Origin of the sequence: Pelomonas sp. Root1217 (genome assembly GCF_001425705.1) — a bacterium.
In the GTDB taxonomy this organism is placed as follows: Bacteria; Pseudomonadota; Gammaproteobacteria; order Burkholderiales; family Burkholderiaceae_C; genus Pelomonas.
Genome location: NZ_LMDC01000028.1, coordinates 1,115,920 through 1,140,059, shown reverse-complemented (window position 1 = coordinate 1,140,059; position 24,140 = coordinate 1,115,920). Strand labels below are relative to the sequence as shown.

Annotated in this window: 19 protein-coding genes; all 19 read right to left on the bottom strand. The window is 66.1% G+C overall.

The annotated features are described in order from the left end of the window. Positions 1-17: 17 nt before the first annotated feature. Complete coding sequence (pheT, locus tag ASC95_RS25240) at positions 18-2,447, bottom strand: phenylalanine--tRNA ligase subunit beta (RefSeq protein ID WP_057300385.1); 2,430 nt, start codon at positions 2,445-2,447, stop codon at positions 18-20. Positions 2,448-2,457: 10 nt separating this feature from the next. After that, a complete protein-coding gene (gene pheS / locus ASC95_RS25235; RefSeq protein ID WP_057300384.1) occupies positions 2,458-3,501 on the bottom strand; it encodes a phenylalanine--tRNA ligase subunit alpha in 1,044 nt (347 codons plus the stop codon). Between the two features lie 84 nt (positions 3,502-3,585). Further along, the gene (rplT, locus tag ASC95_RS25230; RefSeq protein ID WP_025564000.1) at positions 3,586-3,942 is read right to left on the bottom strand and encodes a 50S ribosomal protein L20; all 357 of its coding nucleotides are present in this window, start codon (positions 3,940-3,942) and stop codon (positions 3,586-3,588) included. Positions 3,943-3,968: 26 nt separating this feature from the next. Further along, positions 3,969-4,172, bottom strand: coding sequence for a 50S ribosomal protein L35 (gene rpmI, locus ASC95_RS25225; protein WP_056197410.1), 204 nt, complete (start codon positions 4,170-4,172; stop codon positions 3,969-3,971). A 119-nt stretch (positions 4,173-4,291) separates the two neighbouring features. Then, entirely contained in the window at positions 4,292-4,837 is a 546-nt protein-coding gene (gene infC, locus ASC95_RS25220; protein ID WP_082568087.1) for a translation initiation factor IF-3, read from the bottom strand. A 67-nt stretch (positions 4,838-4,904) separates the two neighbouring features. Then, on the bottom strand, positions 4,905-6,812 hold the full coding sequence (thrS, locus tag ASC95_RS25215; protein ID WP_057300516.1) for a threonine--tRNA ligase: 1,908 nt from the start codon (positions 6,810-6,812) through the stop codon (positions 4,905-4,907). Between the two features lie 190 nt (positions 6,813-7,002). Further along, complete coding sequence (locus ASC95_RS25210; RefSeq protein ID WP_057300383.1) at positions 7,003-8,091, bottom strand: patatin-like phospholipase family protein; 1,089 nt, start codon at positions 8,089-8,091, stop codon at positions 7,003-7,005. A 19-nt stretch (positions 8,092-8,110) separates the two neighbouring features. Then, positions 8,111-10,369, bottom strand: a complete 2,259-nt coding sequence (locus ASC95_RS25205) for a TonB-dependent siderophore receptor (protein WP_082568086.1) — start codon at positions 10,367-10,369, stop codon at positions 8,111-8,113. A 152-nt stretch (positions 10,370-10,521) separates the two neighbouring features. Then, positions 10,522-12,870, bottom strand: a complete 2,349-nt coding sequence (locus ASC95_RS25200; RefSeq protein ID WP_057300381.1) for a Tex family protein — start codon at positions 12,868-12,870, stop codon at positions 10,522-10,524. 136 nt (positions 12,871-13,006) lie between these two features. Continuing rightward, the gene (locus ASC95_RS31245) at positions 13,007-14,011 is read right to left on the bottom strand and encodes a PEP-CTERM sorting domain-containing protein (RefSeq protein WP_057300380.1); all 1,005 of its coding nucleotides are present in this window, start codon (positions 14,009-14,011) and stop codon (positions 13,007-13,009) included. Between the two features lie 115 nt (positions 14,012-14,126). Next, positions 14,127-15,383 carry a TIGR03862 family flavoprotein gene (locus tag ASC95_RS25190; protein ID WP_057300379.1) on the bottom strand — a complete coding sequence of 419 codons (1,257 nt, stop codon included), beginning with the start codon at positions 15,381-15,383 and terminating at the stop codon, positions 14,127-14,129. A 38-nt stretch (positions 15,384-15,421) separates the two neighbouring features. Then, entirely contained in the window at positions 15,422-16,933 is a 1,512-nt protein-coding gene (locus ASC95_RS25185) for an MFS transporter (RefSeq protein ID WP_057300378.1), read from the bottom strand. Positions 16,934-17,171: 238 nt separating this feature from the next. Then, entirely contained in the window at positions 17,172-18,059 is an 888-nt protein-coding gene (locus tag ASC95_RS25180) for an SDR family oxidoreductase (RefSeq protein WP_057300377.1), read from the bottom strand. After that, on the bottom strand, positions 18,056-18,508 hold the full coding sequence (locus tag ASC95_RS25175; RefSeq protein ID WP_057300376.1) for a GNAT family N-acetyltransferase: 453 nt from the start codon (positions 18,506-18,508) through the stop codon (positions 18,056-18,058). The genes ASC95_RS25180 and ASC95_RS25175 overlap by 4 nt, the downstream gene beginning before the upstream one ends. Then, the gene (locus ASC95_RS25170; RefSeq protein WP_057300375.1) at positions 18,508-19,527 is read right to left on the bottom strand and encodes an NADP-dependent oxidoreductase; all 1,020 of its coding nucleotides are present in this window, start codon (positions 19,525-19,527) and stop codon (positions 18,508-18,510) included. Before ASC95_RS25170 ends, ASC95_RS25175 begins: the two co-directional genes overlap by 1 nt. Positions 19,528-19,617: 90 nt before the next feature. Beyond that, positions 19,618-20,424: a DNA-binding transcriptional regulator KdgR gene (gene kdgR, locus ASC95_RS25165; RefSeq protein WP_057300374.1), complete on the bottom strand. Its 807-nt coding sequence runs from the start codon at positions 20,422-20,424 to the stop codon at positions 19,618-19,620. Positions 20,425-20,469: 45 nt separating this feature from the next. Then, a complete protein-coding gene (locus ASC95_RS25160; RefSeq protein WP_057300373.1) occupies positions 20,470-21,723 on the bottom strand; it encodes a polysaccharide lyase family 1 protein in 1,254 nt (417 codons plus the stop codon). Beyond that, positions 21,720-22,808, bottom strand: a complete 1,089-nt coding sequence (locus tag ASC95_RS25155) for a pectinesterase family protein (RefSeq protein ID WP_057300372.1) — start codon at positions 22,806-22,808, stop codon at positions 21,720-21,722. The genes ASC95_RS25160 and ASC95_RS25155 overlap by 4 nt, the downstream gene beginning before the upstream one ends. Next, positions 22,805-23,974 (bottom strand): oligogalacturonate lyase family protein, encoded by a 1,170-nt coding sequence (locus tag ASC95_RS25150; protein WP_057300371.1) that lies wholly within the window; start codon positions 23,972-23,974, stop codon positions 22,805-22,807. The genes ASC95_RS25155 and ASC95_RS25150 overlap by 4 nt, the downstream gene beginning before the upstream one ends. Positions 23,975-24,140 lie beyond the last annotated feature (166 nt).

Genomic DNA, 24,140 nt, shown 5'->3' with positions numbered 1-24,140 from the left:
GGTTCCTGTTCCTGGGGTCAGCCGCGCAGGCGGGCGCCGAGCTGGTTGCTGGCTGCAGCGACGATGGTCGACACGACGGCCTCGATACGGTCATCGGTCAGCGTGACTTCGTCATCAAGCAGTTCCAGGCGCACGGCCATGGAGCGCTCGTCGGGTTGCAGATCCGTGCTGGCGCCAGCAGCGGGTTTGAAGACGTCGAAGAGCTTGGCTGAGCGCAGCAGCGCGCCGCCAGCGGCCGTGATGGTGGCCATCAGCGCGTCGTGGGGCGTGCTGTCCTTGACGACCAGGGCCAGGTCGCGCTGCACGGCCTGCTGGCGTGGCAGCGGCTGGCCATGCGGAAGCGTGCGAGCCAGCGCGGCGTCGAGATTGAGCTCAAAGACGACGGGCGCGCCGCCGCTGATCTCATAGGCTTGGCGCCAACGCGGGTGCAGTTCGCCGACGATGCCGATAGCGACCCCATTCAGCTTGACGCTTGCGCTGCGGCCGGGGTGAAGGGCAGGGTGCTCGGCGGCTTCGAAGCTCAGCGTCTGCGGTGCGAACAGGGCTTCGAGGTCGCCCTTGACGTCGAAGAAGTCGACGGCGCGGTCACGCTGGCTCCACTGCTGCTGATCGGCTGGGCCCCAGGCCAGACCACCCAGGCGCAGTGGCTGATCGATGCCGGCCACGGACAACGGGCCATTGGCCACGCTGGCGTCGCGCTTGAACACGCGGCCCAGTTCGAACACGCGCAAACGGGTCGCGCGGCGGGCCTGGTTGTGGCGTAGCACCTGCACGAGGCTGCCGATGAGGCTGGTGCGCATCACTGACAGTGGGGCGGCGATGGGATTCAGCAGCTTGATGGGATCGGTGACGCCGGCCAGCTCACGCTCCCAGCGCTCCTCGACGAAGCTGAAATTGATTGTCTCGAAGTAGTCGCGTGCGGCCACGGCACGACGCAGCGCATGCGCGCTCTGGCGCGATTCAGAGCCCGTGCGGCCCACGATAGGCGCCAGCGGTGCGGTGGACGGCAGCGTGGGATAGCCCAGCACGCGGATGACTTCCTCGATGAGGTCTTCCTCGATGAGGATGTCAAAGCGCCAGCTTGGCGGGGTCACCGTGATGACGCCGTCCGTCGCGGTGAACGGCAGGCCCAGGCGCGTGAACACACCTTCGCACTGCGCCTGGGTCAGCGGCATGCCGATGACCTTGGCGGCGCGTGCCACACGCAGTGCGACGGGCCTGCGCACCGGCACGTTGGGCGACTGGTCGTCCATCGGACCGACGCGTGTGTCCGGGGTACCGCAGATGTCGATGATGAGACGGGTGATGCGCTCGATGTGCTCGACAGTCTGCGAGGCGTCGACGCCCCGCTCGAAGCGGTGGCCGGCGTCGGTCGAGAAGTTGAAGCGTCGGCCGCGGCCCATGACGGCCTCGGGCCACCAGAACGCAGCCTCGACGTAGACGTTGCGGGTGTCGTCGGAGACTGCGGTGTGGTCGCCGCCCATGATGCCGGCGAGGGACTCGACCTCACGTGCGTCGCTGATGACGCCGACCTTCTCATCGACGGTGATGGTGTTGCCGTTCAACAGCTTGAGCTGTTCGCCCGCCTTTCCCCAGCGCACGACGAGCTCGCCGCTGATCTTGTCGAGGTCGAAGATGTGCGACGGGCGGCCGTACTCGAACATCACGTAGTTGGAGATGTCGACGAGTGCGGTCACCGAGCGCTGGCCGCAGCGCTCCAGGCGCTGGACCATCCAGGCCGGTGTCTTGGCCATCGTGTCGATGCCCTTCACGATGCGGCCGGAGAAGCGGCCGCACAGGTCCGGCGCATCGATGCGGATGGGCAGCTTGTCATCCGTCGTAGGCTTGACGGCCGGGAATTCAGCTTTGAGCAGCGGCGTGCCGGTCAATGCAGCCACTTCGCGAGCGATGCCGAACACGCTCAGGCCATGGCCTAGATTGGGCGTGAGCTTCAGCGTGAACAGCGTGTCATCCAAATTCAGGTGCTTGCGGATGTCCTCGCCGATGACGGCATCGGCAGCCAGTTCCAGCAGTCCGCCGTGGTCTTCACTCAGCTTGAGTTCGCGGGCAGAGCACAGCATGCCGAAGCTCTCGACGCCGCGGAGCTTGCCGACGCCGATCTTGAAGGGCTTGCCGTCTTCACCGGGCGGCAGCTCCGCACCGACGGTGGCCAGCGGCACCTTGATGCCGGCGCGCGCATTTGGTGCTCCGCATACGATCTGCAGCGGCTCCGCGCCACCAGCGTTGACCTTGCACACGCGCAGCTTGTCAGCGTTCGGGTGCTGCTCGGCTTCGAGGATCTCGGCGACGACGATGCCATGGAAGGGCGGCGCGACCGGCCGCAGCTCTTCGACCTCCATGCCGGACATGGTCAACAGTTCGGCCAGTTTTTCAGTGGACAGCGGCGGATTGCAGAACTCGCGCAGCCAGGACTCGGGGAATTGCATAACGTGCTGATTACTTGAACTGAGCGAGGAAGCGAAGGTCGCCGTCGAAGAAGGCGCGCAGGTCGTTGACGCCATAGCGCAGCATGGCCAGGCGGTCGATGCCGGAGCCGAAGGCGAAGCCGATGTAGCGCTCCGGGTCCAGCCCCATGTTGCGGATCACTTGCGGGTGGACCTGGCCGGAACCCGAGACCTCCAGCCAGCGGCCCTTCAGCGGGCCGCTCTCGAACATGATGTCGATCTCGGCGCTGGGCTCGGTGAACGGGAAGTAGCTGGGGCGAAAGCGCAGCTGCAGCTGGTCGGTCTCAAAGAAAGCGGTGATGAAATTGAGATAGACCGCCTTCAGGTCCTTGAACGAGATGTTTTCGCCCACCCACAGGCCTTCGACCTGGTGGAACATCGGCGAATGTGTCGCGTCGCTGTCGACGCGGTAGGTGCGGCCCGGCGCGATGACGCGGATTTCGGGCATGGTGTCTTGCCCGGCATAGCGCTTGGCGTGGGCCTGCGCGTAGCGGATCTGCATCGGGCTGGTGTGCGGGCGCAGGTTCAGCCAGGCTCCGTTCTCGTCTTTCATGTCGACGTAGAACGTGTCCTGCATCGAGCGGGCCGGGTGGTTCTCGGGGTTGTTCAACGCCGAGAAGCTGTACCAGTCGGTCTCGATCTCAGGGCCATCGGCGACGTCGAAGCCCATGGAGCCGAAGATCGCCTCGATGCGCTCCATGGCGCGCGTGATCGGGTGCAGACCGCCCGTGCCACGCTGGCGGCCAGGCAGCGTCACGTCCAGGGCCTCGGCCTTGAGCTGCTTCTCGAGTTCGGCGGCGGCCAGCGCATCGCGGCGGGCGGTGAGGGCGGCTTCGATTCCGACCTTGAGCTGATTGATCTCGGCGCCGCGGGTCTTCTTTTCCTCGATGCTGAGGGCGCCCAGGCCCTTCATCAGTTCGGTCACGCGGCCGGACTTGCCCAGGAAGCGCGCCTTGGCGTTTTCCAGTTCGGCGGGCGTTGGCGCGGCGGCGAAATCAGCCGTGGCCGCTTGCAGCAAAGCGTCGAGATCAGACATGGAATTCAGAATGAGAAAGGGCCGACCCTGGTGGGCCGGCCCTGAAAGTTTGCGTGCCCCGACGTGAGCCGGGGCGAATCGCAATCAGGCGAGCGCGGCCTTCACCTTGGCGAAGATGCTGGCAAAGCCAGCCGGGTCGTTGACGGCCAGATCGGCGAGGACCTTGCGGTCGATCTCGATCTGGGCCTTCTTGAGACCCGCCACGAACTTGCTGTAGGACAGACCCAGACCACGCGATGCAGCGTTGATACGGGCGATCCAGAGCTGGCGGAAGACGCGCTTCTTGGTACGACGGTCACGGTAGGCGTATTGGCCCGCCTTCATCACCGCCTGCTTGGCGATGCGGAAGACGTTCTTACGACGACCCCGGAAGCCCTTGGCCAGAGCCAAGACCTTCTTGTGACGGGCACGAGCGGTTACACCACGTTTGACGCGAGGCATGTGTTTCTCCTTGAGTCAGTGATGAATTACAGGCCAGCAAAGGGCAGCATCTGAGCGATGTGACCCATGTTGGTTTCGTGCACGGTGACGGCGCCGCGGAGCTGACGCTTGTTCTTCGTGGTCTTCTTGGTCAGGATGTGGCGCTTGAACGCCTGACCGCGCTTGACGGTGCCACCCGGACGAACGCGAAAACGCTTTTTCGCGCTGCTCTTGGTCTTCATTTTGGGCATGTTGATGCTCCTTCTAAGTGTGTCCCTGGGGCGGCGCCGGTGAGCCCGGCGCACTTGTTGGCCTCAGGAGACTAATGAACCCGTCGGCGACCAAACCGGCGGGTTGAACTCTTCGGTCTTCAGCGCTTTTTGGGCGCCAGGACCATGATCATCTGCCGACCTTCGAGCTTCGGCATGTTCTCGACGATCGCCACGTCGGCCAGTTCGTCGCGAATCCGCTCCAGCAGGCGCATACCGATGTCCTGGTGGGTGATTTCACGGCCCCGGTAGCGCAGCGTCACCTTGCCCTTGTCACCGTCTTCAGCGATGAAGCGGCGCAGATTGCGCATCTTGATCTGGTAGTCGCCTTCGTCCGTGCCCGGGCGGAATTTGACTTCCTTGATTTCGATGATCTTCTGCTTGGATTTGGCTTCGGCAGCGCGCTTTTGCTCCTGGTATTTGAACTTGCCGTAGTCCATCAGCCGGCAGACCGGCGGATTGGCGGTGGCAGAGATCTCGACCAGATCCACGTCCAGCTCGCCCGCCATACGCAGGGCTTCCTGGATGCTGACGACGCCGATGGGTTCGTTCTCGGGGCCGTTCAGGCGGACTTCGGGAGCCATGATTTCGCGGTTCAACCGGTGCTTGCGCTCCGGAATCGCACGACGGTCAGCAAACGTAGCGATGGTGTAGACCTTTCAACGGGCCCCCAAGGCGAGAGGCCCAAACAAAACAAATCGCGCCCGGAAGGCTTCAGACCTTGTTGGTGATGTCTGCGGAGATCCGAGAGAGGAAGTCCTGCAGGGGCATCACGCCGAGGTCCTGGTTGCCACGGGCGCGTACCGCAACGCTGCCATTCGCCTTTTCCTTGTCGCCTACGACGAGGATGTACGGCAGCTTTTGCATGGAATGCTGGCGGATTTTATAGGTGATCTTCTCATTGCGCAAATCCGCTGAGGCCCTAAGCCCTTGTTTTTGCAGCGATTTCACAATTTCAGACACGTAATCGGCCTGCGCGTCGGTGATATTGGCCACCACGACCTGCGTCGGAGCGAGCCAGACGGGCAGGGCGCCGGCGTGCTGTTCGATCAGGATGCCGATGAATCGCTCCAGGCTGCCGACGATGGCGCGGTGCAGCATGACGGGCGTCTTGTGCTGGCCATCCTCATCGACGAACTCTGCGCCCAGGCGCGCGGGCATCGAAAAATCGACCTGCATCGTGCCGCACTGCCACTGCCGGCCCAGAGCATCCTTGAGCGTGTACTCGATCTTGGGACCGTAAAAGGCGCCGTCGCCGGGCGAGATGATGAAATCGACCCCCGAGGCGCGCAGCGATTCCATCAGCGCGTGCTCGGCCTTGTCCCAGACCTCGTCCGAGCCGATGCGGGCGTCCGGGCGCGTCGCGACCTTGTAGATGATGTCGGTGAAGCCGAAGTCCTTGTAGACCTTCTGCAGCAGGGCCGTGTAGGCGACGCACTCCGGCAGGATCTGGTCTTCCGTGCAGAAGATGTGGCCGTCGTCCTGCGTGAAGCCACGCACGCGCATGATTCCGTGCAGGCCGCCCGTGGGCTCGTTGCGGTGGCACTGGCCGAACTCGCCGAAGCGCAACGGCAGGTCGCGGTAGCTCTTGACGCCGTGCTTGAAAATCAGGATGTGGCCCGGGCAGTTCATCGGCTTGAGCGCGTAGTCGCGCTTTTCCGATTCCGTCGTGAACATGTTGTCGCGGTACTTGTCCCAGTGGCCCGTGGCCTCCCACAGCGTCCTATCGAGCAGCTGCGGGCCCTTGACCTCCTGGTAGCCGTTGTCGCGGTAGACGCGGCGCATGTACTGCTCGACCTCCTGCCACACCGTCCAGCCCTTGGGATGCCAGAAGACGACGCCGGGGGCGTGTTCGTCGATATGGAAGAGGTCCAGCTCGCGGCCGAGGCGCCGGTGGTCGCGCTTCTCGGCCTCCTCGAGCATCAGCAGGTACTTCTGAAGGTCGTCCTTCGTCGCCCACGCCGTGCCGTAGATGCGTTGCAGCATCTCGTTGCGGTGGTCACCGCGCCAGTAGGCGCCGGCCACCTTCATCAGCTTGAAGTGCTTGAGCTTGCCCGTGCTGGGCACGTGGGGGCCGCGGCACAGGTCTTCGAAGGCGCCCTCGGCGTACAGCGACACGTCCTGGTCGGCGGGGATGCTCTCGATGATCTCTGCCTTGTACGCCTCGCCCATGGCCTTGAAGTGCTCGACGGCCTCGTCACGCGGCAGCACGCGACGCACGACCTTCTCGTCCTTCTTTGCCAGTTCGGTCATCTTGGCTTCGATGGCCGCCAGATCCTCGGGCGTGAAGGGGCGCTTGTAGGCAAAGTCGTAATAGAAGCCGTTCTCGATGACCGGGCCGATGGTGACCTGGGCATCGGGATAGAGCGACTTGACGGCATAGGCCAGCAGGTGGGCCGTCGAATGGCGGATCAGTTCCAGGCCGTCGGCGTCCTTCTCGGTGACGATGGCGACCTGGGCATCGTGATCGATGACGTGGCTGAGGTCGACGACCTTGCCGTCGACCTTGCCACCGAGGGCGGCCTTGGCCAGGCCGGTGCCGATGCTGGCAGCGACGTCGCCGACGGACAGCGCAGCGGGGTATTCACGGCGGGAACCGTCGGGGAGTTGAATCGAGATCATGGGGTGCTCCAGAGCGCAGAGAAAGAGCGAAAACAAAAAAGCGCGGCCACTTGCCGCGCTTGATTGGTGAAGTCCGAAAAGGACTGGCGTGACGAGCCGCGGCCGACTAGGTACCTGTGAAGGTGGTCGTAGTTCGCGGTGTCATAACCAGGGTGCCTTTCTCGCTCTTGTGAGGGGAGGAGCGGCGATTCTAAAGGCTGAGCGCCTGAATGGAGTCGCGCTGGGCCAACGCAGCGAATTCGTCGGCCAGGCGCTGGCCTTGCGTCACGGCGATTCGCCACCGACGGCGGCGCTCGGTGGCGTCCAGCGCCATGAAGTCGTTGCGGTCCGGCAGCTTGGCGCCGGGCAGGCTGGCGATGAAGTCCGGCGAAGGGCAGAGCAGCACGACGTTGTCGAGGAAATCTGTCGAGCGGTGGCGGTGCTTCAGCGCCTTGTCCAACCAGCCGGGTACGACCTGACGTTGGAAATGCGGGTAGAGCACCAGTGGGCTACTTGACGTTTGCAGCGCACGGTAGTCCAGGTGCAGGTGGTAATCGGTGATGCCGCCGTCCCAGTAGGCGCCACGCGGTGCGCCCGGCAGGTCGTGCTGGGCCTGCAGCCAGAATGGGATGGAGCAGCTTGCCAGCAGTGCGCCGCGCAGGTTGGCGCGCGACAGATGCACCTCGCGGCTGGTGAAGTCGTTGAGTTTCAGCGGCAGTCGGTCACGCGGGTCGGAGAAGACCACGCGCTCCAGGAAGCGGCCCAGTAGCGGCCGAGACAGGGCATTGGCCGCGAAGGCGCCGAGATAGCCCAGCGGCGTGCGCAACTTGCCTTCCCGGGCGAGCAGGCCCGCCCGGCCGCGCGACGTGACGATATGCAGGCGCAGCCGCGGATGGGCCAGCACCTCAGCCTCACGGCCCTGGAAGATTTCGCCCAGGATCTCGCCGAAGCGCTTGCTCACCCCTTCGGGCCGCGGGCGTTTTTCGCCCGGCAGTACGTCGTACTCCTGCGTCACATAGGCCTCGGCCATGGTGTTGAACGCATCGGGCACGTCGCGGTGCGCCAGCGCAGCCGTGGCCATGCGCCAGGCGCCGATGCTGGCGCCGACAAGGTGGACGGTCTGGTGGCTATGCGCCAGCCAGTCGCCGAAGATGAAACGGTCCAGGCCGTTGAGGATCAGGCCCTTGGGGCCACCGGCGGCGGCGGGCATCAGGCCGATGTCCTCGGCGCGCAGGCCGCGCTCGGCCAGCCGCGTTCTTGCAGCCGGGCCGGCAAAGACCTGCAGGGCGCCTGAGCTCATGCGTCGAAGATAGCCGGGCTCAGAACTTGTGTTCCCAATTCACGGCCCACCAGGGCACCGGGTCGCGACGGTTCAGGTTGTAGTCGGGCGTGCCGATGATGACGACCCGCGTGCCCTGCTGGGGCTGGAACAGGCCGTTGACGCTGACGCGCACGCTGTCCTGCTTGCTGACCTGCATCGCCGCGAAGGCGTCGAGCGAGCGCGAGGCCAGCGAGGTCTGGCTCTGCAGCACGCTCTGGCGCACGTCGAACTCGGGCGCGATCTGCGCGCTGAAGCCCATGTTGATCGGCAGGCTCTTGAGTCGGTAGTCCGCACCGAAGTTGAATTGCCACGGCTGCTGGCCTTCCAGGCGGTTGTCAGGGCCGGGAATATCAGCGACCGTGGACCGGTACAGGTTCAGCGAGGCACGCAGGTTGAGGTTGGTGTTGGGCTCGAAGAGGCTGGGGAAGAGTTCGCCGGCGCGGCCTTTGACCTCCAGCTCCAGCCCCTGGGTCGTGGCCTTGCTGAGGTTGACCTGGGTGATGACGTAGCGCTGCGTGTCGGCATAGTCGACCGTCATCAACCGCGGGCGGTCGGTGCGGATCAGGTTGGTGATGCGGCGATGGAAAACGCCAACGGAGATCAGCCCCCCGGCCGGCAGGTACTTCTCGTAGGCCACGTCCAGCCCCGTGGCCAGTTCAGGCTTGAGCTGCGGGTTGCCGATGCGGTCAGGGCCGAGCTCGGTGTTGATGCGGGCGTTGGGGCCGCGCACCTCGTAATCGGTGTTGACGGTTGGCCGGGCGATGAGCTGCTGCACGTCGGCAGCCTTGTAGCTGCGTGTGAGGCTGGCGCGCACCAGATCTCGGCCCTTGGGGTCGGGCTTGAAGTTCAGGTGCAGCAATGGCGTGGTGACCTTGCTGGTGCTGGCGAACTGGCTGCTTGCGCCTTCGCTGGCCATCTTGATCTGCTCGTGGCGAACGCCGGCATAGGCCGACCATTGCGGGTTGATCTCCCACTCGTCCTGCACATACAGGGCCGAGCGCGTGATCGTCGCGTCGAAGGGCTGGCCTTCGACGCCGGTCAGCAGGTCCTCCCATTTGGGGTTGGCCTTGCGGTAGTCGAACTGCTGGGTGCGACGGCTTTCGTCACGGGTGCGACGTTCCAGTTCGGCGCCGGTGGTCACGGTGTGGGCATCGCCAGCGTACTGGCTGTATTTGCCCGACAGCGTCGTGTTGCGATTGCGGTTTTCGCCGGTGGTGAGGCGGTCGATGGCCGGCGTGCCGTCCTTGTTGCGGCCGAAGAAGCCGGAGTTGAAGTCCGCGCCGCCGCTGCCCACACCGGCGCGCAGCTCGATGCGGCGGTCCTCGCCGAAGCGGTTGTTGTATTGCAGGTTGACCCGCTGGGCCGAAAAGGTGCCACGGTTGCGGGTCGTGTCGAGCAGGCTGGGCGGCAGCACGCTCTTGCTCGGCGTGGCCGGGTCTGCGAACAGCACCTCGGTGGTGTTGCTGCCTTCGCTGCGGAAGCGGTTCTGGATGAAGAACCCTTGCACGCTCAGCGTCTCGTCGTCGCCGAGCTTCCAGTTCAGGCGCGGCGCCATGTTGAAGCCTTGGCCGAACGAGCGGTCGCGCCCGCTGTTGCGCAGGCCGGTGAGGCCGTGGTCACGCACGCGGTCGCCCTCGTTCTCGTTGACGAAATTCCACTGTTGGACATTGATCGGCAGCACGAAGCCCAGGCCGCCGACGACGCGGTCGCCATAGGTGAAGCCGGCGTTGACGACGGGCTTTTCCGACGCATAGGCCATCCCCAGGCGCAGGTCCTTCTGCACGACGCGCGGGGCGTCCTTCAGGATGATGTTGAGCGTGCCGGCGATGGCCTGGGCGCTCTGGTCGGCCGTGGGCGCCTTGCTGACCTCCAGCCGCTCGACCTGGGCGGGATTCAGGTTGTCCAGGCTGAAGCCCGGGGGCGCCGGCTCGCCGTTGACGAGGATCTGCGTGTAGGCACCGCCAAGGCCGCGCATGCGCAGCTGGCCGCCGGAGACGTTGATGCCCGGCAGGCGCTTGAGCACATCGCTGAGCTGGGTGTCGCCGTATTTGTCCAGCTCGTCGCGGCCATAGAGCTGCTTGGCCACGGGCTCGCGGCGGCGCAGGTCGGTGTCGGTCTGCTGGCGCGTCACCGAGACACGTTCAAGCTGGTTGTTGCTGGGCGTGGGCGAGTTGTTCGAGGCGCGGTCGACCTCCTGCTGGGCCAGGACCAGGGCTGGGCTGAGCAGAAGCAGCAAGGCGAGGGCGGGGGTTTTCAAGACGGACTCCGAGGGTTCGATTCGGCGCGCACCATAGCGGCAGCGCTGTCATGGCGCAGAGGTACTGCGACCAGTTGCAAGTTCGGCGGCATCAATCGACGCCCGGCGATGCGGGCCGCGATCATGGCAGTCCGCCGTGTCAATGACTAAGGTCAGCGCTTGAGCTTGGCAAAGGCTGCGGCCATCGCGCTGCCAGCCGGGGCCTGGGCTTCCCGTGGGCCACGTTCATTGCGCGCCGCGGGGCGGAAGTTGTTGTCCGGCTTCGGGCCTCGCGGTGCCTGGGCGTCCAGCTTCATCGTCAGGGAAATGCGTTGGCGGGCCAGGTCCACCTCCAGCACCTTGACCTTGACGATGTCGCCGGTCTTCACGACTTCTCGCGCGTCGCTGACGAACTTGTTGGCCAACTGGCTGACGTGGATGAGCCCGTCCTGGTGCACACCCAGGTCGACGAAGGCGCCGAACTGTGCGACGTTGCTGACGGTACCTTCGAGCAGCATGCCCGGTTGCAGGTCCTTGACGTCCTCGACGCCGTCGTTGAAGCGCGCCACCTTGAAGTCGGGGCGCGGGTCGCGGCCAGGCTTTTCCAGCTCGGCGAGCACGTCCTTGACGGTGATGAGGCCAAACTTCTCGTCGGCCAGCAACTCCGGCTTGAGCGTGCGCAGCACCTCGCTGCGGCCGACGACATCTGCGGCCGGGCGCTTGAGGATGCTGAGCGCCTTCTCGACCAGCGGATAGGTCTCAGGATGCACACCGCTGAAGTCCAGCGGGTTGTCGCCGCCACGGATGCGCAAAAAGCCTGCCGCCTGCTCGAAGGTCTTGGGGCCCAGGCCACTGACATCCAGCAGCTGCTGGCGGCTCTTGAAGGCGCCGTTCGCGTCACGCCAGCGCACGATGCTGCTGGCAACCGACGCCGACAGGCCCGACACGCGGGCCAGCAAGGCCTGCGACGCCGTGTTCAGGTCCACGCCGACCTTGTTCACGCAGTCCTCGACGACCGCATCCAGCGCGCGGGCCATCTCGCTCTGGTTGACGTCGTGCTGGTACTGGCCAACGCCGATGCTCTTCGGGTCGATCTTGACCAGCTCGGCCAGCGGGTCCTGCAGGCGGCGGGCAATCGACACGGCGCCACGCAGCGACACGTCCAGGTCGGGCAGCTCCTTGGACGCGAATTCCGACGCCGAGTAGACCGACGCACCGGCCTCGCTGACGACGACGCGCTCGATCTGCACCGACGCGTCCAGCGCCTGCAGTTTCTTGATCAGCTCACCGGCCAGCTTGTCGGTCTCGCGGCTGGCGGTGCCGTTGCCGATGGCGATCAGGTTGACGCCATGCGTCGCGCACAGCTTGGCCAGCGTGTGCAGCGAGCCGTCCCAGTCACGGCGCGGCTCGTGCGGGTAGACGGTGGACGTGTCCAGCACGCGACCGGTGTCGCTCACGACAGCGACCTTCACGCCCGTGCGGATGCCCGGGTCCAGCCCCATGACGACACGCTTGCCGGCGGGTGCGGCCAGCAGCAGGTCCCGCAGGTTTTCGGCGAACACCTTGATGGCGGTGGCTTCTGCCGCCTCACGCAGGCGGGCGAACAGGTCGCGTTCCAGGCTCAGGCTGAGCTTGACCTTCCAGGTCCAGCCAACGGTCTTGCGGATCAGTGCATCACCCGGGCGATTGGCATGGCGCCAGCCCAGGTGGGAGGCGATGCGGCCTTCCGCCAAGGACACCGAAGGGGTCCCTGACGGTCCCTTGGGCTGGCCGGCGACGACCTCTTCGGCGAGCACCAGCTTTGCGTCCAGCAGTTCCAGCGTGCGGCCACGGAAGACCGCCAGCGCCCGGTGCGAGGGCACGGTCTTGATGGTCTCGGCATAGTCGAAGTAGTCGCGGAACTTCGCGTGGTCCGGCGTGTCGGGGCTCTTGCCGTCCATCAGCTTGCTTTGGAACAGGCCGACATCCCACAGCCATTCACGCAGCTTGCCCACCAGCACAGCGTCCTCGGCCCAGCGTTCGGCCAGCAGGTCGCGCACGCCATCCAGCACAGCGTGGGCGTCGGCAAAACCGGCCTCGGCGTTGATGAAGCTCGCGGCTTCATCGAGCGGCGTCAGTGAGGGGTCTGCGAAGAGCTTGTCCGCCAACGGCTCCAGCCCCGCCTCACGGGCGATCAGGCCCTTGGTGCGGCGCTTGACCTTGTAAGGCAGGTAAAGGTCTTCCAGTTCCTGCTTGGTTGGCGCCGTGCGGATGGCGGCCTCGAGTTCGGGTGTCAGCTTGCCCTGCTCGGCGATGGACTTGAGCACGGCCTCGCGGCGCTCGGCCAGTTCGCGCAAGTACGCCAGTCGCGCGTCGAGCTCACGCAACTGGATGTCGTCGAGGCCGTCGGTGGCCTCCTTGCGATAGCGGGCGATGAAGGGCACGGTGGCCCCGCCATCCAGCAGCTCGACGGCAGCCTGCACCTGGGCGGGCCGAACCTTCAGTTCGGCGGCAATCTGGGAAACGATCAGCTTGTTGTCCAAAACGGGCTCGGGAAATCGGGCGAAAAGCCTGCGATTTTCCCACACGGGCTTCCTGCAACGGGGTATCTGAAACCCGTCGCACGCTTCTCCAGGTTTTCCGTCGTGCAGGGCACCGCCCGCTGGCGCAGACCGGCGGTCAGCAGCGTAGGCGGCGGCGCGTGGCCAGACCCAGGCCGGTAAGGCCGGCCACGAGCATCGCAGCCGCTGCTGGCTCGGGCACGGCCGAGACGGCGTTGAAGGGCTGTGCCGCGCCGTTGCCGACGCGGATGCTTGTGACGTCGAGCGTGTGCGAGAAGTCGGCGGCGCCGCCGTTCTGCGCGCCGGTGAACAGGAAGGCGCCCACCATGTAGAAGTAGCGGCCGCAGGCTGGCGAGATGGGAGTCTGGCAGTCGATCCGCGTGCCATTCGCGCTCACATGCAGCGTGGTGTCGACGTCCAGCGAGCGGCCCATGGTGTCGCTTTGCGCACCGAACACGTCGAGATGGGTCTGCGTGCTGGGGTGTGCAGCGACGAGCTGCTGCAGCAGGGGATCACCCCCGACTTCGAAGGCATCGAGCCCCGCGGTCTTGAACAAGGCGTACTGGCTTTCGGCCGTGAAGTTGGCCTGCGAGCCGACGACGAAGGCAGTGACGGCCGAACCCGATCGGTCGGCGCCCAGCGCGCGGTCACCCGTCGTCGCCAGGTGGCCATCGAGCTTCAGGTCAAACTGAACGGTCGTGTCCTGGTCCAGCATGGCCCAGTAGCCCACGAAGGAATGGCCGACTGCAACGCTGCTGATGGCGGTCGGATTCAATGGCGCCAGCGCGGAGGCCGACGCCCCGAGGCTGGTCGGGCCGACGCGTGCGAAGGCAGAGGCCAGCTTGTCATTGGCGGCTTGCGAGTCGGTCGCGCTGTGACTCAGCTGGGCGACGGAAGGAAACTTCAACCAGGCGCCGTCCTGGCTGATCGTGCCATCGATGATCGTGGCGGCCGTGGCCTCGTTGGTGGCGACAAACCACTGGTTCAGCTCCAGCCCGTACAGGTTGGACGCATTGGGCATGCCCAGGCCAATGGGCGGCAATGTCGCATCGGCCGACGCCGGCGGGTGGACAAACGCGGCGGTAAGGCTCAGAGCCAGGGTGGCGAGGCGCAGGGGCGTCATGAGATGTGTCGTTAGCAGGGACGGCGGAGTCTAGGAGCCGCTTCGGCTCACCCCATCCCCGCGGCACCCAAGGGCTAGGGATGCCTGCCGTTCGGGTTGCAACCAACTGTGACTGTCAAGAAGTCAGCCAAGCCGCAAGCCCTGCGGCTGCGGCGCGCCCGCTGGCCATGCTGGCCGTCAGCAGATAGCCGCCGGTGGGCGCTTCCCAGTCCAGCATCTCGCCCGCGACGAACACGCCGGGCAGGGCCTTCAGCATCAGTCCTTGAGTCAGCGCCTCGAAGCGCACGCCGCCGGCCGTACTGATGGCCTCGGCCACGGGGCGGGGCGCCTGCAGCGTCAGCGGCAGGTGCTTCATCGCAGCGGCCAGCGTGGCTGGGTCGAGCATCTGCTCGCGGGTCAGCAACTCGTGCAGCAGGCCGAGCTTGAGCGGGTTGAGGTGCAGGCGGCTCTTCAGGTGCGAAGACAGCGACCGGCTGCCGCGCGGATGCTTCACTTCGGCGAGCACGCGCTCGGGCGCCAGTTGGGGCAGCAGGTCCAGGTGCAGCGTGGCCGAGCCGGTGCGCGCGATCTGCTCGCGCAATCTGCTGCTCGCTGCGTACACCAGCGAGCCTTCGATGCCTGTGGCTGTGAAGACGAACTCGCCGGCGCGATTGGCGAAGCCTTCGGTCTCGAGTGCGACCGGCTTGATCGGTTGGCCGGCGAACTCGGTGGCGAAGCGTTCGCTCCAGCCGGGGCCTTCGGCGTGGGCCGCGGTGCGCCCAACATCGAAGCCGCAATTGGCGGGATGCAGCGGCGCGACGTCGACGCCCCGCGCGGCGAGCCGCTCGACCCAGGCACCGTCCGAGCCGAGTTGGGGCCAAGAGGCGCCGCCCAGCGCGAGCAGCGTGGCGTGTGGTGTCACCAGGCGCTCGCCGTCGGGTGTGTCGAAGCGCAGAGCGGCGTCGTGGTCCCAACCCGTCCAGCGATGCCGCATCGCGAACTTCACGCCGGCCGCGCGCAGGCGGTGCAGCCAGGCGCGCAGCAGCGGCGCGGCCTTCAGATCTTTCGGAAACACGCGGCCCGAAGTGCCGACAAAGGTCTCGACGCCCAGGCCCGCGGCCCAGTCGCGCAGCGCGTCGCCGTCAAAGCTGCGCAGCAGCGGCTCGATGTGCGTGGCCCGCTCGCCGAAGCGCGCGACAAAAGGCTCGAAGGGTTCGGAGTGGGTCAGGTTGAGGCCGCCCTTGCCGGCCAGCAGGAATTTGCGGCCGACGCTGGGCTTGGCGTCGAAAACCGTGACGGCGTGGCCGGCGGCGGCCAGCACTTCGGCCGCCATCAGGCCGGCCGGCCCGCCGCCAATGATGGCGATGTCGGCCGTGGGATCTTTGGGTTGCATGCCCGATTCTAGGAACCGGGCTCGCAGCGCCTCCCGCCTCAGACGGCTGCGGACGGTTTCGCCGTTGCCGGCGCCAGCGCGTTGTTGCCCCAGCACTGCTCGTACTTCCAGCCCGTCAGTTCTTCGGCGACGGCCCGGGCCTCTGCGGTGGCGTCGGCGATGCGGCCACCGGCCTTGATGCGGGCGATTTCCTCCAGCAGCACGGCATGGTTCCTGCGGTCGAGCTTCATCTGCGTGGTGTAGTAGATGCCGCCCAGGCCCAGGCCGATCACGCCGACCGTGAAGATGCCGATGATGGCGTCGATGGCGATGGCCGGCTGGGTGGCCTGGCCGGACAGGAAGCCGAACTGGCCCAGTGTCCAGCCCATGGCGAAGACGATGGCCGAGCGGGTGATCTTGCCGGCAAAGGTCATGGCGCCGGCATAGATGCCTTCACGCCGGCGGCCGGTCAGCACTTCGTCGACGTCGGCCAGGAAGGTGTAGACCGTCCAGGGGATGTAGTACACGCCGCCGGTTCCGAGGCCGAACACGGCCGTGATGGCGAAGAGGGCAATGGCGGTGGTCTGCTTGGACAAGCCCAGGTAGAACAGCGCGGTATAGGCCAGCACGCTGCCGCAGACGACAAGCAGGGCCAGGCGGTAGGGTTTTGCAAAGCCGAACTTGATGCACAGGCCGATGAACAGCATCGTCGATATCAGCTGCATCACCGAGCTGAAACTGTTGAGGTAGCCGACAACGGATTTGTCCTGCCCCATGCAGAAGACGATGAAATACGTGAATATCGAGGCGAACAGCCATTCCGCCCCAAAACCAAGCAAATACATGCCGAGGTGTTTGCGGAATATCTTCAGATGGAAGGTGGACAGCATGTCCACCGCGAGTTTCTTGAGGGCCTTGCCGAGGCTGCCGGCGCGCTCCTGCACCACCTCGTTGACGGGCCGCTCCCAGGAGGACAGGTAGAGCGCCGTCATCGCCGCGCACATGATGAGGGCGTAGATGATGCCGGTCAGCAGGAAGGGCGTGGCCGAGTCCTTGCTGTAGATCAGGAAGAGCTGGGCCGGGATGAAGGCGGCCAGGAAGTTGGCGCCCTTGCCGAACATGGCTTTCGAACCGGTGAGCTTGGAGCGGACGGCGAAATCCGTGGTCATCTCAGTTGCCAGGGTTTCATAGGGCACCATGATCATGGTGTAGACCAGCTCGAAGAGGGCATACATGCTCAGGTAGTACCAGAACCCGAAACCCTCGATCCACATCAGCGGATACAGCAGCACCGCGGGGATGCCGACCAATATGAAGAATCGTCGGCGCCCGAATTTGCGACCGAGCCGGGTGTTGTAGAAGTTGTCGCTGATATACCCCATCACGGGGTTGCTGATGGCGTCCAGGATGCTGGCCACGGAGAAGATCGTGGCCGCCTCCACCACCGTCAGCCCGCAGAAGGTCGTGTAGAAATAGAGCAGCCAGGCCGCCGCGATGGCCAGGGCGCCGCTGCCCAGCAAGTTGGCACTGCCGTAGCTCAGCGTGTGCCGCATCGAGATGGATCTGCTCATGAGGTGCTGTCTCTCGTTGGAATGGAAGACAGTTTCATTTTTTGTGGCCTGTCGTTCCGTGTGGCGAGTATCCCATTTCGGATCGCTTTGGAACCTGCCGGGAACCCTGGGCAGGCTCGACATGGCGCTGCCTGCCGGCGCTCAGGGAGCGCCAGCAAATCGGGTCAATCACGGGAGAGCAGCAGACCGCGGCCGGGCCGGCTGATGGTGGCCAGGGGCGGCTAGCCCTCGGAGGGGCTCAGTCGGCGCGCAGCTTGGCGCGCAGGCCGGCGCCAATCTCGGGCCGGTCGGCGAAGGCGTCGGTCGGGTTGCGCAGCTGCATCACGTCCTCCAGACGCGTCTGCACGCCGGCCAGGGCCTGCGGGTGGCTGAAGATGTAGAACTTGTTGTAGTCGATGGCGTCGAACACCATCGCCGCCACGTCGGCTGCCGTCAGCTTGCCCGAGGACACGGCCTTGTCGGTCTGGGCCTGCGAGATCAGCTGGCTCTTGGTCGGCTTGGCCGCGGCCAACTCGCTCGGGCGGTTGCGGTGGCTCTGGTTGATGCCGGTGGGCACGAAGAAAGGGCAGAGCACCGAGGCATGAACCTGGTCGGTCACCAGCGACAGGTCCTGGAAGAGCGTCTCCGACAGCGACACCACCGCGTGCTTGGACACGTTGTAGACGCCCATGTTGGGCGGGTTCAGCATGCCGGCCATGGACGCCGTGTTGACAATGTGGCCCGAATAGTCCGGGTCGGCCTTGGCGGCGGCCAGCATCATGGGCGTGAACAGGCGCACGCCGTGCACGACGCCCATCACGTTGACGCCCATCACCCACTCCCAGTCGGCCAGGGAGTTCTCCCAGATCAGCCCGCCCGAGCCGACGCCGGCGTTGTTGAAGACGAAGTGCGGCGCGCCGAAGCGCTCCTGCACCGCCGCGGCCAGGGCTTCCATCTGATCGGCCTTGGCCACATCGACGACGCGGGCCAGCACCTCGACGTCCTTGAACTCCGACGCGGCCTTGTCCAGCGCATCGGCCTGCACGTCGACGAGGACGAGGTTCATGCCGCGCTGGGCGGCGAGGCGGGCGGTTTCGAGGCCGAAGCCTGAGCCGGCGCCGGTGATGACGGCGGTTTGCTTGCTCATGTGTTTGTCTCCTTGTGCATCTCGATGTGGGAGATGCCGTCTTCCATGTAGTGGTCGCCGACCGGTGCAAAACCGAAGCTGGCGTAGAAGCGCTCCAGGTGTGCCTGGGCGTGCAGCGTGATCGGGTGGGCGGGCCACAGCCGCGCGCAGTGAACGAGGGCCTCGGCCATCAGCGCGCGGCCGACACCACCGCTGCGTGCGGCGGGCGACGTGACGACGCGGCCGATGAGGGCGTCGGGCGCCTTCAGCCCCGGCGGGATCAACCGCGCGTAGGCCTTCAGCTTGCCGTCGTCGCCCGAGCCCAGCAAGTGCCAGGTCTGCCGGTCCAGCCCGTCGATGTCGAGGAACACGCAGTTCTGCTCGACGACGAAGACCTCAGCCCGCAGGGCCAGCACGTCGTAGAGCTGCGTCGTGCTCAGCCCGTCGAACGGGACGCAGGTCCAGCGCATCAGACCAGCTTGACGAGCTGCTTGCCGAAATTCCTGCCCTTGAGCAGGCCGATGAAGGCCTCGGGCGCCGCGGCGATGCCTTCGGCGATGGATTCGCGGAACTTGAGCTTGCCGGTGGCGACCATCGTGCCGAGCTCCTTGAGCGCTTCGGGCCAGACGTCCATGTGCTCGGACACGATGAAACCCTCGACCTTCATGCGGTTGACGAGGATGAGCTGGGGCGCGGCCATCGGGATGGGCTGGCCGTCGTAGCCGGAAATCATGCCGCACATGGCGATGCGGCTGAAGGCATTGGCGCGCAGCAGCACGGCGTCCAGGATCATGCCGCCTACGTTCTCGAAATAGCCGTCGATGCCTTGCGGGCACTCGGCCTTCAATGCGGCGGACAGCGACTTCACATCGGGATGCTGCTTGTAGTCGATGCAGGCATCGAAGCCCAGTTCCTCGACGACATAACGGCACTTGTCCGCACCACCGGCCAGGCCCACGGCACGGGCGCCGCGCGCCTTGGCGAGCTGCCCGACGACGCTGCCCACGGCGCCGCTGGCGGCGCTGACGACCACGGTCTCGCCGGCCTTCACGTTGATGATCTTCATCAGGCCATACCAGGCCGTCACGCCGGGCATGCCGACCGAGCCCAGATAGGCTGACAGGGGGATGTGGGTGGTGTCGACCTTGTTCAGCACGCCGCGCTGCGTGGCGTCGACGGTCTGGTACTCCTGCCAGCCGCCCATGCCGACGACCTTGTCGCCGACGGCGAAATTCGCGTTCCTGGACTCGACCACTTCACCGACGGTGCCGCCGATCATCACCTCGTCCAGCGGCTGCGAGGCCGCATAGCTCTTGCTCTCGTTCATGCGCCCGCGCATGTAGGGGTCGAGGCTGAGGAAATGGTTGCGCACGCGCACCTGGCCGTCGGCCAGCGCGGCGAGCGGCGCTTCGACCAGGCGGAAGTTGGCGGGCGTGACCTCGCCCTTGGGGCGCGAGGCGAGGACGATCTGGCGATTGATGGGGCTCATGGGGCTGTCTGTTCAGGTAACAGCCGCCATTGAAGCACCCTGACCGGGACCCCTGCGTCCCAGGGGCGACAACGCTTTAGAGCGGTCGACTCACGACGCGATCGTGATCGGATAGCTGGTGCAACCCAGCTTCTCGGAAATGTCCTTGCTGGCCGTCTGCAGCATCCGGACCACCTCGGGCGCCTTCTCGACGTCGAAGCGGAAGGTCGGGAAGGACACGCTCATGCCGGCGATGGGCTGGCCCAGGCGGTCGAAGATGGGCACGCCCAGACAGCGGATGTGGTCGTCGAACTCTTCGCGGTCTTCGCCGAAACCTTGGCGTTTGACCTGCTCGAGCTCAGCCAGGAAGGCCGGGCGTTCCGTGATGGTCTTGTCACGAAAGCGCTTGAACTCTGCGCCGTCGAGGATGCGGTCGCGGCGCTCGGGGTGTTCCCAGGCCATCAGCACCTTGCCGATGGCCGTGCAGTGCAGCGGCGCGCGGCGGCCGATGCGCGAGTACATGCCCAGCATGTGGCGCGAGTCGACCTTGTGGATGTAGATGATCTCGCTGTCGATCAGGCTGCCCAGGTGGACGGTCTCGCCGGTGGCGTCGGCCAGCATCTGCATGTGGTGCTTGGCCAGGTCGACGAGTTCGGGCGAGGGCAGGGCCTTGGCGCCGATCTCGAACATGCGCATGGCCAGGCCGTAACGCTCGCTGTCGGCCTCCTGGCGCACATAGCCCAGGCCCTTCATCGTCTGCAGGAAACGGTAGACCGTCGCCTTGGGCATGGCCAGGCGCACCGACAGGTCGGTGATACCGATGTCACTGCGCTCACCCAGGGCATTCAGGATGGCGAACACCTTGAGCACCGCGGCAACCGACTCCGGCTGCTTGGAATCAGCAATGTCGTCGTCCATCGTTTCGATTCTTTCGGGTGCGTGTTTCAGTAGCCGGATTCTGACTCAGGCGCGGCGCGGCCCGACGCCTGCGCGGATTTGCTCAACCAATTGATCGGGACGGGCCGGGCGCAAAGCTGCCGCGTCGTAGGACTCGTCGGGGCGCCAGCCGACGTCGGCGGACATGGTCTCGCCGGGGTGCGTGGCTGCCCAAGCGGCCAGGATGTCGACCGCCTGGCCGTTGAGCCGGCTTTCACGGTCGGTGAAGGCGCTGCCCTTGAGGCGGCGGATCAGCCGGTCGGCCTTGATCTCGGGCGGCAACTCCCAGTGGTTGTGCTCGCTGTACAGGCGCGAGCGGATGCCGACGCCCAGGGAGTAGCCAAAGTCCTCAGCGCGCTCGGCGCTGAAGAGGTTGGCGACGACATGCACGCGGCCAAAGCGAACCCGCGGCGTGCGCTCCTTGCAGGCGTGGAAGTGGTTGTGATGCAGCGTGACGCGCAGCAGGCCGTCATCCGTGATGCGGCCGTCGCTGTTGCCGATCAGCATGGTCTTGTCATGGGCCTGGAAGCGGCACCAGGACACGGTGACGAGATCGCTGCCGTTGGTGATGTCCAGCAAGCCGTCGTGGTGCTGCACGCGCTGGCCCAGGCGGATGGGCTCGAGCTTGTCGGCGTGGTTGCCGTCGTCGAACAGGCAGTGGTCCACCCACACGCGCTCAGCGCCGCGCAGCGACAGCGCGTCGTACTCCGAGTTCCACTCGCCGTGCCCGTTGTCGCGCGGCTCCCAGGCGGGGAAGTGGTCGTACGCGTCGGAGAAGCGCAGGTCGCGGATGACGATGTTGCTGACCTTGTCCAGCAGCACCATGCCGTGCAGGAAGCCGGCGCCCGGCGAGACACCCAGCAGTGTCGTGTTGGACGGCAGGCGCACGACGGAGCCGTCGGCCTGGCGCTTTTCGGAGCGCTTGCGGGCATCTTCCAGTGGGCCCCGGGGGGCGTCGCGGCCCCAGGTGGCGGGGTCGAACGCGCGGTCAAAGGCGTCGAAGTTGAACTCGGGATCGCGGAAGGCCTCGACGCCGCCGGGGCAGAGGTCGATGAAGGTGTGGATGCGGATGATCTTGGGCTTGTCGCCCAGGCGAAGCGCCGCGTCCAGGCCGGCGCGATCGTGAACGTCGAAGACATGTTCGGGGATGGCCTTGGCGCCGCCCGTCGTGTTGCCGACGCCGGCCCAACCCAGCGGCAGTTCCACCGGTGCGGGGGCAGTGGCTGCGCAACCGCCCAGGACGGGCAGGGCGCTCAGGGCAAGGATGTGGCGGCGTTTCATGGGCGGTTGTTGAACTCGAACAGGCGGTTGCTGGCAGCGTCGAAAGCTCGGCGCGAGGTGCTGGCCGACCAGGGGCCGATATGGGCGCCGATCTCGCTGTCGCGCACGATGGCCAGGCCGTTGGGGCTGCTGCCTGCCTGCCACGTGCCGGCCTTCACGCCGGCATCCCAGGCGCGGCCGAGGGAGGTGGCGCCCTCGGCGATGCCGGGCTCGCCGATCAGGCGGCTGTGCGTGATGAGAAAGCCTTGCGCCACGTTGGGCGCGGTGCTGGGCGCCAGGATGATGCCGCCGTGGCCCGGCGTGCGGCGGTTGGCGCGGGTCAGGACGGTGCTGTGCTCGATGACAAGCACCGCGTTGCCGAAGATGAAGTCCACGTCGCCAGCGATCAGGCTGTGGCGGATCAACTGGCGGGCGGTCTGGTCGGCCTTCGCGCGCTTGGCGTAGAGCGTGTCCTGGTGGCCGAGCAGGCGCACGCCTTCGAGCTGGATGCGGTCGCCCATCAGCGTCAGCGCCACGGCCTGCGCGCCGCCGCTTTCGCCCACGCCCGGCGGATAGGCCTCGCCGCGGCGCACGCCATCCATCGCGTCGTTGGCGACAGTCAGCGAGATCAACTGCACGTCGTTGCTCTGCACCAGCATGCTGGTGCTGCCGCTGGTGCCGATGGAGGCCTTGCCGAGTTCGGGCCAGCAGGGGTGGGCGGGCTCGTTCTCGCCCTTGGGCTTGCCGGCAAAGCGGTTGTCCACCAGCACCACGGCGCTGGCGTCAAGCGCCGAGCCGACGAGGGCCAGCGGTGCCTTGTCCTTGATGCAGACGGGACCGCGGTAAGTGCCGGGCTGGATATGGATGACCCAGCGCTTGGCCCCTTCAGCGGGCACCTTGTCGATGGCGGCTTGCACCGACTCACCTGGCTTGACGACGAAGTCAGGCGCGGTCGCGGTGAGGTCGGCCAGCAGCCCTGGCTTCCAGTCGCCGAGGTAGGCCGCCGCGGTGTGCGCGGCGGCCTGCTCGGCCGGCAGCTGAGGGCGTGCTTGCCCCTGAGCTGCCGTTACGGCAAGCGATGCGGCCAAGGCCAGCGCGAGCTTCACAGGTCGGCCAGGTAGAGGGCCGGCTCGACGCCGTTCGCGCGCTCCTTGTCGCAGCTGAACAGCACCTGCTTGTTGTCTGGCGTGAAGCTCGGGTGCGGGTGCGTGACCTGGCGGTCGTCCTTGTAGACGTCCCAGCCGCTGTCGTGCCGCGCGATGGGGCGGGTCGTGCCGGCTTTCAGGTCGAACAGGTGCAGATACGGGTCGCCCACCAGCATCGCGTTGCTGGCCGTGCTGTCATGGCTGACCTTGCCCACGCCGTCGCCGACGATGAGCGAACCGTCATGGTTGCTCATCAGGTGCGAGCACTGCGGCATGGCCGTCAGCAGCTTGTTCTCCAGCGTGACCGGGTCCAGGCTGTAGATCCAGCGCTCGGGCGACTTCTCGTTGTAGCTGACGTAGATCATGGCGCTGCCGTCCGGCACCCAGAACTCGTGCGTGCAGCTCTCGCCGTCCAGGTGCTCCTTGCCGCAGCGGCGGTTCGTGCCGTCCTCGTTGATGAACCACATCCGCGCGTCGATGAGGTCGTGCGGGCCTTCGTGGCAGTAGGCGACGGTGTTGTCATCGAACGGGCGGTACTGCGGGTGGCCCAGCCAGCCGCGTTGCTCCAGGATCACCGTGCGCTTGCCGGTCGCCAGGTCGACGCTGAACAGCCGGCACAGCGGCCGCTTGTGGAACATCTCGTTGAATTTCTGCCAGGTATTCAGCGGGAACCAATCGGCGGCGGCGATCTCTATGCCGACGATCTTGGTGCAGGCGCTGTTGCTGACCCAGGTGCCGTAGCCCACCCAGGCGTCGGGCACGACGTAGAGGACCTCCTCTTGCAACGTGGCGAGCTCCAGGCGGATGAACTGGCGCTTGTCACGCACGAAGTACAGGTGCCTGTCATCTGGGCTCAGGAAGCCGCCGAAGGTGTTCTCACCCATGCCGTCGGTGAGCTGGATGGCCGTCTGCGTGCCCAGGTCCAGCAGGTGGTAATTCCAGTTCGGACTCGGATTGGGTCCGAACTCGCCGCCGAAGATCAGCTTGCGACCGTCGTTCGTGAAGCACTTCTGATAGAAGTAGTTGCGATGGCAGGTGACATCGGGCGGTGTCAGGCGCGTGACGCGCGCACCGGTGTCGGGGTCCTCGCGGGTGAGGAAATCAAACTTGCGTTCGGTGGACTTCATGGCTTGATCCTCGTTCGCGCGGGCTTCTGTCGGCGCGGCGTGAGAAGTTTCGGGGCCGAGCGCCGGGCCGCTCCCAAGCCGGCCCGACTGGCGATGTGCTTGCGGCTCGATGCCGCAAGCATCGCCGTCCCCTCGGGGGACCGACCAGACTCGCCGCGTTCAGCAG